Source organism: Allorhizobium sp. GW101-3B10, from assembly GCF_059424725.1.
In genome coordinates this window covers 86,479-100,374 of the sequence record NZ_JBWKZR010000003.1, presented here as the reverse complement: position 1 = coordinate 100,374, position 13,896 = coordinate 86,479, and the positions used below count along the sequence as shown (strand labels likewise).

Sequence of the window (13,896 nt, the reverse complement as noted above, 5' to 3'; positions counted from 1 at the left end):
CAGAACGTCGCGTCAGCGACGTATAATTGCGCCCTTGGATCCGCTCTTGTCGAGCGGCGGGATCATTCGCCAAATGCTGACGCTTTGGCGAGGTACAAATTTGTACCTGTCCTGCCGGGGATAAATCGAGGACTCTCATCCCACCATTCCACGGATATCACTGGAGATTGCATCCCGATGAAGAAGCCAACGTCAAAAATCCGCGAAGAACTTGCCCGTTTGCAGGAACAGCTGAAGCAGGCGGAAACACGCGACGCCGAACGCATCGGCCGCATTGCGCTGAAGGCGGGGCTCGGAGAGATCGAAATCGACGACGCCGACCTTCAGGCGGCGTTCGAGGACGTGGCGAAGCGGTTTCGCGGAACCAACGCCGGATCGAACGGAAAGGGAAAGACTGCCGCTGGAGCGACCGGAACATCGTCGGCCACGTCGCTCAGCGCTAGCGCGGCTACGAGCCAGGCTGGCGAGGCTTGAGCGGATGCAGCGGCTGACCACAGCAGAGGCCAGAAAGAAGGACGCTCGCGAGAAGATCGAGTTGGGCGGCCTGATCGTCAAAGCCGGGTTACGCTATGAGAAACGCGCACTTCTGTTGGGTGTTCTGATCGAAGCGCAAAAGAAAATCAAGGGCGATGAGGCGGAGCGATCCCGTCTGACCGCAATCGGCGCGGAGGCATTCGGCAATGACAGCGACTAGGATCCTGCTCGCCGTTGTCCCGCCGCTGATGATGATTGCCATCGCCCTCGCGTTGCCGGGGATCGAACAATGGCTTGCGACGTTCGGAAAAACGGCGGAGGCGAAATTGACGCTCGGCCGAATCGGACTGTCGCTGCCCTATATCGCGAGCGCTGCGATCGGGCTGATCTTTCTCCTCAGTGCCCAGGGATCGGTCAATATCAAGACCGCAGGGTGGGGCGGCGTGGCAGGATCGGTGGCCGTCATTGCACTCGCCATCGTTCGGGAAGGAATACGGCTTTCGCAATTTGCCGGAGAGTTGAATGCGATCCGGTCGATCCTGTCCTATATCGACCCGGCAACAATGACAGGTGCTACGGCCGCTCTGTTCTCCGGCATCTTCGCGCTGCGCGTAGCGGTGATCGGCAACGCCGCATTCTCGCGTTCCGAGCCGAAACGCATCCGCGGTAAACGCGCACTGCATGGCGAGGCGGAATGGATGAAACTGCCGGAGGCAGGGAAGCTGTTCGCAGAGGACGGCGGCATCGTCATCGGCGAGCGATATCGTGTCGATCGCGACAGCACGGCGGTACTCTCTTTTCGCGCCGATATGCCTGAGACATGGGGCGCCGGGGGAAAGTCACCGCTGCTCTGCTTCGACGGTTCGTTCGGATCGTCACATGGCATCGTGTTCGCCGGGTCCGGCGGTTTCAAGACAACGTCGGTGACAATTCCAACGGCACTGAAATGGGGCGGCACGCTGATCGTACTTGATCCATCCAATGAAGTGGCGCCGATGGTCAAGGCGCACCGGATTAAGGCCGGCCGAGATGTGATCGTGCTCGACCCGAAGGATCCGGATATCGGGTTTAATGCCCTCGACTGGATCGGTCAGCATGGCGGGACGAAGGAAGAGGACATCGCTGCGGTCGCCTCGTGGATCATGAGCGAAAGCGGCCGCGCCAGCGGCGCACGGGACGATTTCTTTCGGGCGTCCGGCTTGCAGCTGCTGACTGCGATCATCGCCGATGTCTGCCTTTCCGGTCATACGGAAAAGAAGGATCAGACGCTGCGGACCGTGCGCATGAACCTCTCGGAACCGGAGCCGAAGCTGCGGGCGCGGCTTCAGGAAATCTACGACAACTCCGAGTCCGATTTCGTAAAGGAGAACGTGGCAGCGTTCGTGAACATGACGCCGGAGACATTTTCCGGTGTCTATGCCAATGCGATCAAGGAAACACATTGGCTGAGCTATCCGAACTATGCCGGTCTCGTGTCTGGTTCGACCTTTTCGACCGATGACATCGCATCGGGAAAGACCGACGTGTTCGTCGCGCTGGATCTTAAGACGCTGGAGACCCATGGTGGTCTGGCAAGGGTGATCATCGGCTCATTCCTGAACGCCATCTATAATCGTGACGGGGCGATGCCGGGACGCGCTCTGTTCCTTCTCGACGAGGTCGCTCGCCTGGGTTTCATGAGGATCCTTGAGACGGCACGCGATGCCGGCCGCAAGTACGGGATCACGCTTCTGATGATCTATCAGTCGATCGGTCAGATGCGCGAAACCTATGGCGGGCGCGACGCCACCAGCAAGTGGTTCGAGAGCGCGAGCTGGATCAGTTTCTCAGCGATCAACGATCCAGAGACCGCGGACTATATCTCCCGGCGTTGTGGAACAACGACAGTCGAAATCGATCAGGTCAGCCGCAGCGTCCAGGCGAGGGGTTCGTCCCGAACCCGATCGAAGCAACTGGCCAGCCGTCCGCTGATCCAGCCGCACGAAGTCCTGCGCATGCGCGCCGATGAGCAGATTGTGTTTACCGGGGGAAATGCGCCACTTCGATGCGGTCGCGCGATGTGGTTCCGGCGAGCCGACATGAAGTCCTGCGTTGGCGAGAACCGCTTTCATGGAGAACTGGACCTTGGAAATGAAGGTCTGAGGGACAACCCGGACCTGGAGATCGAGCGATGAGATATTGGGAAGCCTGCGAGGCACAGGTCACGGCAGAAGAGGCCATCGAAGAATGCCGCATCCATCAAATTGAGGCAATCGTTCGCGAAAGTGATAGCGCTTTGGTGGATGTCACGACCGGCGAAGTCATCGCTCATCCAGACAAGCATGCCGACTATCGTGGCGCCGATATTCTCGGTTACCTGGGATACTGATCAATGGAAGTCGGTTATCGCGGGAGGATCGTTACCGGGATCGGCGAAGACCACAGGTGGGCTTCGTTCGCTTCAGCGAATATGCCAATCGGTTCATGGAGGCCGGCGCTTAGTTCAACCAGCGGCCCGCCGTTTCCTTCAACAGAGGAACTCCCTCACACACAGTCATCGAAAGGGCCAATATGAGCAATCCGCACCAGCCGTCTGAGGATCCAGATCCGATCACTCGGTTTGTCACCTCGCCCGATGTCAATCTCCGCTATCTCGTCGGCAGCAAGGATCGCATACGGGCCTACGAGGCGAAGTACGGGTTGGAGTTCTCAGAGAGCTACGTCCAGTTCCTCAGCAGAGAGAACGGCTTGCAGCACACGCTGGATCTGGAGACCGCCGCAGAGCGGATGCCGGACGAGAAGCTGACAGCCGGCTGGCTGGCATATGTGAATGTCTTCTTCGGGATCGGCAACGAGAACCCCGATCTGGATCTCGAAATCCTCGCACCGACCATGACCTTTCACGATTACGAAGTTACGCCCTTCGCACACCCGATTGCAATCGGGGAGGACGCCACGACCATGGTTGAGATTCAAAGGGGAGCTCATCGTGGCTGGATCATGTTGGTTCAGCACGACCGTGTTTCAAACCTCCGTCGACGGATTGCACGGAGCAGATCCGTCGATGAAATCGTCCAGCAACTTATGGGGCTGCGATATTACACGAAGCTGGCAAATGATTTTGAGGAGTTGATCATGAAATATGCGCAGCTGGTCGCGCCCACAGTGAGCCGGTAGAGCGCTTGCGGGATTGGAAACGACCAAGCGAGCGAGTTGTTCGCCCCAGCGAATAGGGCCGTATCCAGCAGCCGGATAGCCAAGAATATCATCACCGATTTGAATCTATGAGGCTCGACCGATTCATAACTCTCGTTGGACGCGGACTGGAGAATTTCCGATCCTACCAACATGATCGCGCAGCCCTATCATCTTTATATCGAACGCACCGACGCGTCGAAGAACATGGCGCGCTATTACGCCATGGAAATCTCGACGACATTGTTTGGTGAAACTTGTCTGACCCGCTCGTGGGGCCGCATCGGAAAACGCGGTCAATGTATCAGCCATCATTTCGAGCAAGAAGAGGAAGCAGTGGACCTGTTTCTCGATCTCCTTCGTCAGAAGCGCGCAAGAGGGTATCGACCGGCCGCTCCTGGACGCCGCAACAAGCACTTCCGCAGACCCGATGTCACCTGAAGAGCCATGATACCAGGCGCCGCCCAGGTCGATGATGAGCTCCGCGTCTCGGGACGAGGGCTATCGAGAGCGGCTTATCTCGGGAAAAGATCTCCGGCGCGCAATGAACTCCTTCAAAAGGGGCAGGAAGAATGCCTTGCTGAAGCGACCGAGTGGCGGTTCGGGCTCCAGGTAGAACGACCGTCCGATGATGTCGCTATTGAACTCGTCAAAGATGATCCAGACACGCAAATCGACATCGAGGCCAGCGCGGCGTTTTTCGATCGCTGGTATTTCCACCGCGAACCGGTTTGGCTCCGGCTGCTTCGTCGTGATAGGAAAAAAGAGTACGAGGTCCCCATCCGATCTCGCGATCCTGACGCCGACTGCCACCGGCCGGTTCTTGCGTCCCTCCGTTTCTCCCTTGCCCGCCTCGCGGCTCCACAGGTAAGGATACCGGACGACGGCAGCCGTCTGGACCTCGTCATATCCACTCATCGGCTTGTCTCATCGCTGTCGGCGTAAGCGTCGACAGCACTCTCAAACTCGGCGAGCAATGCGTCGGGCATGGTCTCAAGCGTGCCTGCGGCACGCATATCGGACTGGCGCATCAGCCGTTCGTAGTCCTCGATGTTCAGCAGCACCAGTCGCGGTTTGTTGCGCTGAGTGATGGTAACTGGATGGCGCAAGGCCTCGGCTATAATGTCGCCTGACTTCCGCGAGAGGTCACTCGTGGTGTAGGAACCGGTGCTGCTGGTCATTTGAGCATCTCCTCGCAGTAAAATCACAGTGAATAGGATAGATAGTTCGGTTGGGGGCAAAATACAGCAAATACAGCATTGATGTAAATGCTGAATATGGTGACCGCACCTGGCGGTGACAGTTTTTTGGATATCGGTGACCTCGCTCGGCAAGAACGCCATGGCGCGTCCAACTCCTTTCGACACCGCAAACCGCCAGCCTGGCTGTCGTTATATACCGCCCTCAGAAGGGCGGCTCGGCGTGGAGAAGGCCGTGCTGTTCGGCCATGGCAACGATCATCTCGGCCTCGGCCAGCTCGAGTTCGGCCGCGATCTCTCGGCGCTCATCAGCGTCAAAAGCGTTCTTGAGTTCAGCCCGCAATTCCTCAATCTGGATTTCGAGTTCGTAGGTCATCTTCGTCTCCTTGACGTTTGTGAACGATGACCGACGAGTCCGAGAGGGGATGGCGGGGTCAGGGATCGCGCAAGCGACCGGCAGAGCCGGGGAGTGGGGGAGCCGATTTGCGCAAGCTGCCCTTCGGGAAGGTGGAGCAAATTGATGATGTGGACGGCCCTCCGAACCCGTCGCGCGAGATGCTAAGATCATTCTGCGCAACTCAGAGAAGGAACCGTGTCATGACTTTCGAGAAGATCACTGTCGTCGGCCTGGATCTGGCCAAGAACGTGTTTCAAGTTCATGCTATCGATGACGTCGGCAATGTTATTGTCCGGCGGCAGCTTCGCCGAAACCAGCTCCTGCATTTCTTCGAGCAGTTGCCACCCTGCCTGGTCGGCATGGAAGCTTGTTCGACTTCACATTACTGGGCGAGGGAACTCGGTGCCTTAGGCTTCGATGTGAAGCTTATGCCTCCGGTATATGTAAAGCCGTATGTGAAGCGTGGGAAAAACGATGCAGCAGATGCCGAAGCGATTTGCGAGGCAGTCACCCGTCCCACCATGCGCTTCGTACCGGTGAAAAATTGCGAGCGTCAGGCTCTTCTTATGCAGCACAAGACCCGAGATCTTTTCGTGCGGCAGAGAACGGCTCTGATCAACGCACTCCGAGGCCATTTGGCCGAATTCGGTATCATCACGCCTCAAGGAAAGTTCGGGCTGAAAGCTGCTCTCGAAGCCTTACACGTCGCGAAAGACCATCTTCCTGAACCGTCGTGGCAACCCTTCAAGCACATTCAGATGCAGCTAGAAGAGCTGAGCAATAAGATCGCCGAGCTTGATCGCACCATAATGCAGTGGTGCCGGGACCAAGCTGCCGCTCGGAGGCTGATGACCATCCCAGGCGTCGGCTTTCTCACCGCGGCAGCAATCGCGGCTTCGGTCGGCAATGCCGAGGAATTCAAATCAGCGCGACAGTTCGCGGCTTGGCTTGGCTTAACGCCGCGACAAAATAGTAGTGGCGGAAAGGAGAGGCTAGGGCGGATCAGCAAGCAGGGCGATCGGACAATCCGACGCTTGCTGGTAGTCGGCGCCACTGCCGTCATACGACGGGCGCGCATTGATGCCCCATCATTCCCATGGATCGCGAAGCTCTTGCAGCGCAAACCGGCACGCATGGTGTCGGTAGCGATCGCAAACAAGACCGCCCGCGTCGCGTGGGCTCTTCTGAGAAGAGAGGAGACTTACCGGCACGCAGCCGTTTGAAGGAATCCGGCTCGGCAATCGTCGACCGGAGGAATGAAGGACTGAGTAATGATGGCGAACCGGTTGGACCGGGGATGGAGCAAAGCCTAGGTTCCCCCAGAGCCTTGAGCTCGACAAATTGATTGGCTCTCCATCCGCGGACTTCATCAGGGCCAGTGGCTACAATGCCACGATAGAAGGCCGGACACATGACTGAACCTGACCGATCCCATCGATACAAAAGTCTTGCATTCCACGGGCCGTCCACACATGGGGGAACCGCTCATCCTTGAGGCCGCGATTCCCGCTTGGTATGATCGCTCATTCTGAGCAGCTTCTCCGCTTTCCGTATGCCACCAAAAAAGCCGGACCTGGCTCGATGCCGGGTCCGGCTTTGATTTTCGGAAGAGGAGAGGCTCCGCCGGTGGCGGAGCCCCGTGATGTCAATCAGTCCCGGTTCGGGCGGGACCAGATGAGCTGGAGGCCATCCTCGCCTTCAACTTCGGCGAGCGTTGCGTAGATCGGAGCCGGGAAGCTGGGATCGTCGAGCTTGACCGAGAGGTAGTCGCGGCCCTGTTCGGAGGTTTTCTGCCAGGCGGCACCTAGCTCGACGCTCCCGGCGTAGACGCGGAACTGCGGGCCCTTGTCGGAGGGGTTTTCGACCCGGGCGATGCGGGCCTTGACGTTGAGGGCGAGCGTGCGGATGGAGCCGGTGAAGCCATTTTCGGTGGAGGTGAATGTGCCGATGGTTGCCATTGTCGTATTCCTTTCATTATTCGGGCCGCGCCCATCGCGGCCTCGATAGCTGTCAAAAGACCGGTGACGATCGGACCGCACCCAATAGGGCCGCAATGAAATGGAGGGCGGCAAGTCGCAGATTTGTTAGTGGGCGAGGAGGAAGGCGCAGCCTTCCGGGGTAAGAAATCTGCGGCTTGCCGTTGCGGGAAAACGATCGAGGCGCAGCCGGTCTCCGGTCAGACATGCCTTATCGAGCTCGCAGATGGGTTGCCGGAAACTCTGACGTGAAGGGATACAGCAATGGTGCTCCGCCGCACTCGCCCAGGCACGAATGGCATCTTGCGCCATCCCCCGCTTCGACCGTCGTTGCTTGTTTCAGTCGGGGACACGAGCACCTCACATAATAGGCCCGCTTGCCCAACTTACCCTGTGCGATATCGTTGCACTCGCGAATCGCAGCCTGGAGGATCAATGCGCCAGCAGACCAAGCCGTTCATTGTCGAACGTAGACCGACCCGCAAACCCAAACCCGACGCTCAAAAACCGTCAATCTGGGGAAGGCTGGATGCTGACATCGCACAAGGTCTCAAGGACGAACGGGATGAGGATCACGCGGTCGCCACAGGCGGTGACAACCGCGACTGAGCGTCAGGCTGCAGCCTTGGCTTCCGCTTCCGGCTGCAAGGAATGCAGGAAACTTACAGCGCGCTGCGCATGAGCCGCCGCTTGGAAGATCGCCCGCTTGTCGTTGGCGAGCACCGATAGCCACGACTGCAGGTAGGATGCATGATCCGGCCGCGGCTCGAGCTCCGGCGCGATACCGAGATCGGCACAGAGGAAGCAACTGCCAAGCTCGGCAATAAGTTCTTCGCGGGCGCGATCCGTCCGGTCCTTCGCATAGCGCGACAGGTCACGTCCGACGCGATGTTCCGCCGCCGTCCAGTGGGTCGCCTCATGGCTGAGGACGGCCGCGTATCCGGCAGCATCACAGAACGCCTCGAAGGGCGGCATCTGGATGTAATCCATGATCGGCGAATAATAGGCCTGGTTGCCGCCGTGCCGGATGACCGCGCCGGTGTTGCGGAAGAAGCGATCGGCCATCTCGATCCGCTCGACAGGATCCCGGACCTTGGCCGGCGGAGCATAATAGGTGTCGGGCAGACCGTCGATCTGCTCGATATTGAACACCGAATAGGCCTTTAGGAACGGAATTTCCCGATCAACATCATTACCGTTTCCGTCGGCCACCGACTTTGTGAACCGGCTGGCGAAGACGACTGTCGAGCCGGTTTCGCCCTTTCGCACGGCCCCGCCCAGTTCGAGGGCCTGTTTGAAGGTCATCCACATCGAGGAGGAGAAGCCGCGCGATACCTGCTCCGACCACAGGAGCAGCACGTTCATGCCGGAATAGGGTAGGCCATTGTGGCGCATCGGCCGTGCAATGCGACTATGCGTGTTGGCGGCACTCCATGGTTTCATCCAGGGACGCACGCCCTGTTCGAGATCTTCAACAATCCGATCGGTGATCCGCGCATAGATGTCGATACGGTTCGATTCCGCTTTCCTCGTCATAACTTCTTCTCCTTTTCTAAGGACCGCGCCTATCGCGGTCCGTCACGGAGGTCCGAAGTCAGGGGCCGATGGTGCGGCCATGCACCGGAACGGCCGCAACAGCGTGGAGGACGGCGAAGCCGTTGCATGGGCGCCCGGCTCCTGCAGGACCGCCGAGCGGGACGGGCCGCGATAGGCGCGCACCCAGCGTTCATTTTTGACATGAGAAAAGGCAGGCGCATGCAGGCGCCAGCTAGGGAACAAGAAGGAAGGGGCGGGGTGCGACCCCGCCGTTCGTATTATCCGAGAGCGGCCAACTGAGCTTCGGCCGCCTTGCGGTCGAGCGATGCGCCCGGGTTTTCGACGGGTCGGTCGAAAGGCTTCCAGGTCTCGCCGACGACCTGTTCGTAAGCCGCGACTGCGCCTTCGGCTGCCATGCGCAGCGCGTGCGACTGGACACCCATGTCGGCCGCGAACTCCCGCTTGCGCTGGGCGGCGCTGTCATAGCCGACCGGACCGTCGAGATCCTCGTCGCGGGCATCATTCGACGCCTTGGCCGTCGCGTCACGCGCCTCGGTGACGGCGCGAGAGTAGAATTGCCCGGCGCCATGCGCGGATCCGACAAAGGCCCCGACGATGCGCTGCAGGTGGATCTGCATCGCCTTCTCGCCGAGGCCTTCGGACAGGCTTTCGGCTGTCTCGACGATCAGCCGCTCGTGAAGGCTGCGGATGCCATCGCTGTCGACGACTGCCGTACCGAAGCTTGTCGCGATCTTGGACGCCTGGGTGGCGTCGGGGCAGGAGAGGCGGACCATTTCGAGGGTGGTTCCGCGGCGAGATTGCGACGACCTGGTGTTGGAGCGATTGGGGGTAGAGGGCTTGGCCATGTCTGTTCCTTCCTTGGTTTCCGAAGCGGTTCCGGCCCGTGCCGGTCTGCCCTTCGATGCGGACGACCAAGAACCGGCAAGGGACGGGCGGCTTCACAGGTCCGATCCGGCTGAGCCAGCAGGGCAGGGTTGCGGGCCAGCAGGTCTTGACCTGAGCAGACCGCGAGCCTGCCCTCGCGCAGAGAGGCTGATCGGCCGCCCCGCGGCGCGCAAGCGGCCTTGAAACGACCGGCTGCCGGTTCAGACCGCAGCGAACAAGAAGGGCAGTCCGGCACGGGTCCGATATCAAACCCAAAGGCAAGCGACAGACATGGCTAAGCCCCCCCATGACGATGACATCGAAGCCGGGTGGGACATCGCCAGGTCCTTTCGCCTCGGGTCCTCCTATATCGCCGGATGCAGCACAGGCTCGCGGTCGCGATGCTGGAACGCCCCGATGACCTGTTCCTGCATCGCCAGCCTGCAGGCGATCATGTCGAGTTCGACCCAGCGCTCGAAGGCAAGGCGGTCGACAAGCTCAAGATAGTGGCTTCGGTGACCGGACCGGCGCCGCGCGCGGCTCCGGACCTTCACTGTGGTCGCCTGTCTTCCGGCGCGCGCCGCAATCTGCCGGCTCAGACAATCGAGATGCTGCTGGGTCTCGCGCCGGGCGCCGATCGCTTTGGCCAGCGGTTTCGACGTGCGGATGTCGATCATGACCCATTCCCCCGGTTTCGCCAGCCGATGAAGGAAGACGGCCCGTCATATGCAGCGTGGCGAGCGAGATCGATGACGAAGCCGAACCGCCCCCGCCCCGCATATTCGTCGCTTGCCACCAGAAAGCGGCGTTCTTCACCACCGCGGATCTGGCCTCCGCCGATCTTCGCCACGACCTCCGTCATGCCGGGGCGCTGATCGGACAAGATTGCCGACATAACGATGTAGTCCGCCGCATGGCGTTGATCGAACGCACGGCGATCTTTGGCCCAGCTCTCGCCCTCGGCGAGCGTGCGGCCATGGATTTTCTCCCAGGCGTCGGGCCAGATATTGCGGATGGTCTTTTCTGCCGTTGACCGCTCGTAGACGGTGAAGAGGTCCGGGAAACTTACCGCGACGATCGCCCATTCGCAGTCCTCCTCGTACCAGGGCATATCCTTGCGCAGCAGCGGATGGACCTTGGCATTACGCTCTGTCGACAGATGGAAACCGCCATGCCCTGATGTCATGTGAGCGACGACGCCCTCGGCATAGACAACCGCCGTCTGCGATCCGCCCCATGGTGTGCTTACCGACATGCGGGTTTGCACGCGGTGCAGCTTGGCCAGTTCGCGTTTGTGACCAGCAGTCTCGGCAACGCGCGCCCGGAACTCGGCTTCATCGGCAACCCGGCCGTCATGCCCGATGAATTCTGCCCGCGTCAGATCGGCGAGTGGCCGACGGATCGCACCGGCGCTTGCAACAAAAGCAAAGCCGCTGGGTGATGTGACCATGGCAAGGACCAGGTCACCGATGCGGGCCAGGGGCAGGCCGTCTGCGCTGGTGGCAAACTCCACCCCCGAAAGATCGGGGGTGGAGTTTGCAATGTTCGACTGGAGGGCGGCGGTCATGCTGCATCCCTCAGATCGACATCTTCATCATAATCATCATGACCGGGCAAATCCGCATCCTGCGGCTCGCCATCGACCGCATCGTCGGTATCGTGTTCTGGCTGATCTACTGATAAATCATCGAGATCGCTGTCGCCGTGATTTTGGGACCCCGCGTCAATGACATCCGTGGCGGCGCCTGCCCGGATCCAGTCCAGCAACTCGTCAGCCGGCGGTGCGAAGCGACCCGACGGATGGACAAAGTGCTTAGTTGCGAAATGCTCGACGAGCGCTGTACGCGTCTCGCGGACCTTCGGGCGCGGCTGGATCGATGCCTCAGCGCAAGAGGCTTCCAGTGCCTGGCGCGACAAGCACAAGAGGAAATCTTCCGAGCCCATGTTTGGCAGGAACGCGTCGGCGCCGATCGCCTCGCCGGCGATGCGCGCGACCATGCCGCTGTTCGACATGCCCCGCCGGCACGAGAGGACGTCGATCAGCACCGAGCGGGCGGCGACCCGAAGCGTGTCCTGATCGAAGGCGAGCTTGCCATGCTCGTCAAACAGTCCGACGGCATGACGCGAGAAGCGCTTGCCGCCGTAGAAGGTGCCATCTGCGCCGGAGTCGATGCGGACATTCTGGCCGGCGAACGCCAGGACCATCAGCGCCATCAGCATATCATCCTCGATCGGCGCGCGACCGAGCGCATCGTGCAGGGCATCAGTGCGGAAATCGCCGATCATGTCGTGGCCCTTCTGCGTGACGTCGGGCCGGGCTTTCGGCGTGGCGACTGCGTCGGTGTCATCGCCGCCAGTGACCGATCCGTCGCCAACAGCACCCTTCGGCTTCGCCGCCTCGGGCATGCGGTAATGCACCGTCTGGACCTTGCCGTCACGATCGAGGTAGAGCGCCGTATGGTCGGACTTGGACGGCTTGCCGTAAACTTGGGATCCCTTCTTCGGCAGTTCCGGCTGGCCCCAGCTGTTGACCTCGACGATCACGCCGCGCTTCGGCAGGTTGCTCGTCATCCATTCGTGCTGGGCGCCAAGAAAACCTTCGACATTGGTGGTGTAGCGGCCGTCCTCGTCGGCCGGTGCGAAGAGATCCTCCACCCATTCGATGCCGTAGGCCTGAGCCAGATCGTCACCGAAGCTCGCGTCCCTGGCATACATGCGCTTTTTCGTCAGCGCATTGGCGATCTGCCACCATGGCGCCGTATCACCCTTCTTTGGCTTGTGCGCCTTCCAGACTTCTTTCTGATCGACTTGGCCCGCGGCCGCGATGACCCGTAGCTGCTGCTCGGACGGCATGTCGCCCAGCGCCATCTGCTCCAGCATAGCTGGCAGGACATTGGCAAGCAGGCGCAGCTTGCGGATCTGGCGGACGGGAAGAGCAAGAGCGACGGCGATCGCTTCCTCTGTCCAGCCTAGTGCAACAAGGCGTTCAATACCTCGCCATTGGTCTACCGGATTGAGCGCTTCGCGAACGCTGTTCTCGACCATGGAACGCATCGCGCCGTTGTCGTTGGCTGCATCAACGACGAGGATTTCGATTTCTTCGAGACCGGCCGCGATGGCGAGGCGCACCCGACGATGCCCGGCGTCGATGATGTAGCCGTTGCCACCATCCGTCTCTGGGGCAACCACTGGGGGCTGGACGATGCCGACGGCCTTGATGGTCGCCAGCATCAGCGCATCGGCCTGCGGCGACGACTTCGACTGGCGCAACCGGTCGGGGTTTTCCTTCAGCGCGCGCGGGTCAACCTTGATGATCTGCATGGGATTTGTCCTTGTCTAGAGGGTTTCGGACCGGCGCCATGCCAGCCCTTCCTGTCTTCATTTTTCCCGAAGACACCTCCCGGACTGCCAAGCGGCCGGACTGACGCAACTGCGGCCGAGCATCCCTGCTGTGAAGGACGAGCGGGGCTGACAGCCCTGCGAAGAACGAATAGCCGGGATGGCGCAGGCGGCGGTTGAGCGCACGCGTCGGCAGGAGGACCGATCGGCGATCGGTTCTTTCCCTCCTTCATTTCCTCTTCTCTACCGGAGAGCCGGCTCGCGCACGGGCAGGCGCAAACGACATGCAAAAACCTCGACCGGAAACAGAAACGAAAAAGGGCGCTCGACCCGCGAGGGGAGCGCCCTTTAAGATCCCGGACGACGTCGAAAGCCACAGCGATTGCGGCGGCAGGACATCATCTGAACGGGAAGTGATGCTCAGATATTGTTGATGGCGGGAAAATTCAAGTCGCGACCGTGAACACCCGCTGATAAATGTCGCCGCCGTCCAAGAGTGCCAGTCGAGGAAAGATGAATACAGATCCCGCAACCCGGAGGGCCATCGCACAACGCGCCATCGATCGCGCGAGGTCCCGTGGTACGCCAATCAATGAGGACCCAATCTTTATGGCTCTGCTGGATGCATGGATCAGTTGCGACATCGACATGCGTACGATGCGCGAGCGCTATCTCGACAGTCTTTCTCTCAAGGAAGACCAGCACCGTGCTCGTCAGCCTGGCCAGAATGAGATATCTTTCGATGATAATATGTAAGAAAAAAGGGCCGACGGAGTAACCCGCGGCCCATAAAGTGTGGAGATCTTTGACCTCCAGAGGGGAACAGCTGCTGCGGCGGAACTGGGAGGAGACCGCCATATGCATCAGCTGTAGGCTTTATGCCTGATTTTTGACCAATCGGAAAACATTTATCGTG

At 60.2% G+C, this 13,896-nt stretch carries 18 protein-coding genes; 9 read left to right on the top strand and 9 right to left on the bottom strand.

Going from position 1 to position 13,896, the window contains the following annotated elements; genetic code table 11:
• Positions 1–177: 177 nt before the first annotated feature.
• The 6 genes from traC (at position 178) to AC07Y0_RS25955 (ending at position 4,089) form a co-directional block, all read left to right on the top strand.
• Positions 178–474 carry a conjugal transfer protein TraC gene (traC, locus tag AC07Y0_RS25980; protein WP_024897930.1) on the top strand — a complete coding sequence of 99 codons (297 nt, stop codon included), beginning with the start codon at positions 178–180 and terminating at the stop codon, positions 472–474.
• 4 nt (positions 475–478) lie between these two features.
• Complete coding sequence (gene traD / locus AC07Y0_RS25975) at positions 479–694, top strand: type IV conjugative transfer system coupling protein TraD (RefSeq protein ID WP_024897929.1); 216 nt, start codon at positions 479–481, stop codon at positions 692–694.
• The gene (gene traG / locus AC07Y0_RS25970) at positions 681–2,648 is read left to right on the top strand and encodes a Ti-type conjugative transfer system protein TraG (protein ID WP_498680595.1); all 1,968 of its coding nucleotides are present in this window, start codon (positions 681–683) and stop codon (positions 2,646–2,648) included. The genes traD and traG overlap by 14 nt, the downstream gene beginning before the upstream one ends.
• Positions 2,645–2,842, top strand: coding sequence for a hypothetical protein (locus tag AC07Y0_RS25965; RefSeq protein ID WP_498680594.1), 198 nt, complete (start codon positions 2,645–2,647; stop codon positions 2,840–2,842). Before traG ends, AC07Y0_RS25965 begins: the two co-directional genes overlap by 4 nt.
• Positions 2,843–3,024: 182 nt before the next feature.
• The gene (locus tag AC07Y0_RS25960; protein ID WP_498680593.1) at positions 3,025–3,630 is read left to right on the top strand and encodes an SMI1/KNR4 family protein; all 606 of its coding nucleotides are present in this window, start codon (positions 3,025–3,027) and stop codon (positions 3,628–3,630) included.
• Positions 3,631–3,801: 171 nt separating this feature from the next.
• Positions 3,802–4,089, top strand: coding sequence for a WGR domain-containing protein (locus AC07Y0_RS25955; RefSeq protein WP_498680592.1), 288 nt, complete (start codon positions 3,802–3,804; stop codon positions 4,087–4,089).
• Between the two features lie 60 nt (positions 4,090–4,149).
• Here AC07Y0_RS25955 and AC07Y0_RS25950 read toward each other — a convergent pair whose 3' ends face one another.
• From AC07Y0_RS25950 to AC07Y0_RS25940, 3 genes are all read right to left on the bottom strand, one after another.
• A complete protein-coding gene (locus tag AC07Y0_RS25950) occupies positions 4,150–4,566 on the bottom strand; it encodes a hypothetical protein (RefSeq protein WP_498680591.1) in 417 nt (138 codons plus the stop codon).
• Positions 4,563–4,829, bottom strand: a complete 267-nt coding sequence (locus tag AC07Y0_RS25945; protein WP_290885480.1) for a type II toxin-antitoxin system prevent-host-death family antitoxin — start codon at positions 4,827–4,829, stop codon at positions 4,563–4,565. The genes AC07Y0_RS25950 and AC07Y0_RS25945 overlap by 4 nt, the downstream gene beginning before the upstream one ends.
• A 223-nt stretch (positions 4,830–5,052) precedes the next feature.
• Positions 5,053–5,223 carry a hypothetical protein gene (locus AC07Y0_RS25940; protein WP_498680590.1) on the bottom strand — a complete coding sequence of 57 codons (171 nt, stop codon included), beginning with the start codon at positions 5,221–5,223 and terminating at the stop codon, positions 5,053–5,055.
• 221 nt (positions 5,224–5,444) lie between these two features.
• On the opposite strand from AC07Y0_RS25940, the gene AC07Y0_RS25935 reads away from it, so the two are divergent.
• Entirely contained in the window at positions 5,445–6,467 is a 1,023-nt protein-coding gene (locus tag AC07Y0_RS25935; RefSeq protein ID WP_036567425.1) for an IS110 family RNA-guided transposase, read from the top strand.
• A 426-nt stretch (positions 6,468–6,893) separates the two neighbouring features.
• Here the strand turns inward: AC07Y0_RS25935 and AC07Y0_RS25930 are convergent, their stop codons facing one another.
• Positions 6,894–7,202 (bottom strand): DUF736 domain-containing protein, encoded by a 309-nt coding sequence (locus tag AC07Y0_RS25930; RefSeq protein WP_018326263.1) that lies wholly within the window; start codon positions 7,200–7,202, stop codon positions 6,894–6,896.
• A 453-nt stretch (positions 7,203–7,655) separates the two neighbouring features.
• Here AC07Y0_RS25930 and AC07Y0_RS25925 point away from each other — a divergent pair, with 453 nt between their 5' ends.
• Positions 7,656–7,829, top strand: coding sequence for a hypothetical protein (locus AC07Y0_RS25925; protein WP_498680589.1), 174 nt, complete (start codon positions 7,656–7,658; stop codon positions 7,827–7,829).
• A 3-nt stretch (positions 7,830–7,832) separates the two neighbouring features.
• Here AC07Y0_RS25925 and AC07Y0_RS25920 read toward each other — a convergent pair whose 3' ends face one another.
• From AC07Y0_RS25920 to AC07Y0_RS25900, 5 genes are all read right to left on the bottom strand, one after another.
• On the bottom strand, positions 7,833–8,756 hold the full coding sequence (locus AC07Y0_RS25920) for an ArdC family protein (RefSeq protein ID WP_498680588.1): 924 nt from the start codon (positions 8,754–8,756) through the stop codon (positions 7,833–7,835).
• A gap of 278 nt (positions 8,757–9,034) precedes the next feature.
• Positions 9,035–9,622, bottom strand: a complete 588-nt coding sequence (locus tag AC07Y0_RS25915) for a hypothetical protein (RefSeq protein WP_498680587.1) — start codon at positions 9,620–9,622, stop codon at positions 9,035–9,037.
• Positions 9,623–10,006: 384 nt separating this feature from the next.
• Positions 10,007–10,318: a hypothetical protein gene (locus AC07Y0_RS25910; RefSeq protein WP_498680586.1), complete on the bottom strand. Its 312-nt coding sequence runs from the start codon at positions 10,316–10,318 to the stop codon at positions 10,007–10,009.
• Positions 10,315–11,208 carry a DUF7007 domain-containing protein gene (locus AC07Y0_RS25905; RefSeq protein WP_498680585.1) on the bottom strand — a complete coding sequence of 298 codons (894 nt, stop codon included), beginning with the start codon at positions 11,206–11,208 and terminating at the stop codon, positions 10,315–10,317. Before AC07Y0_RS25905 ends, AC07Y0_RS25910 begins: the two co-directional genes overlap by 4 nt.
• Positions 11,205–12,962 carry a ParB N-terminal domain-containing protein gene (locus tag AC07Y0_RS25900; RefSeq protein WP_498680584.1) on the bottom strand — a complete coding sequence of 586 codons (1,758 nt, stop codon included), beginning with the start codon at positions 12,960–12,962 and terminating at the stop codon, positions 11,205–11,207. Before AC07Y0_RS25900 ends, AC07Y0_RS25905 begins: the two co-directional genes overlap by 4 nt.
• A 531-nt stretch (positions 12,963–13,493) precedes the next feature.
• Here AC07Y0_RS25900 and AC07Y0_RS25895 point away from each other — a divergent pair.
• A complete protein-coding gene (locus AC07Y0_RS25895) occupies positions 13,494–13,736 on the top strand; it encodes a hypothetical protein (RefSeq protein ID WP_498680583.1) in 243 nt (80 codons plus the stop codon).
• The last annotated feature ends 160 nt before the right edge of the window (positions 13,737–13,896 follow it).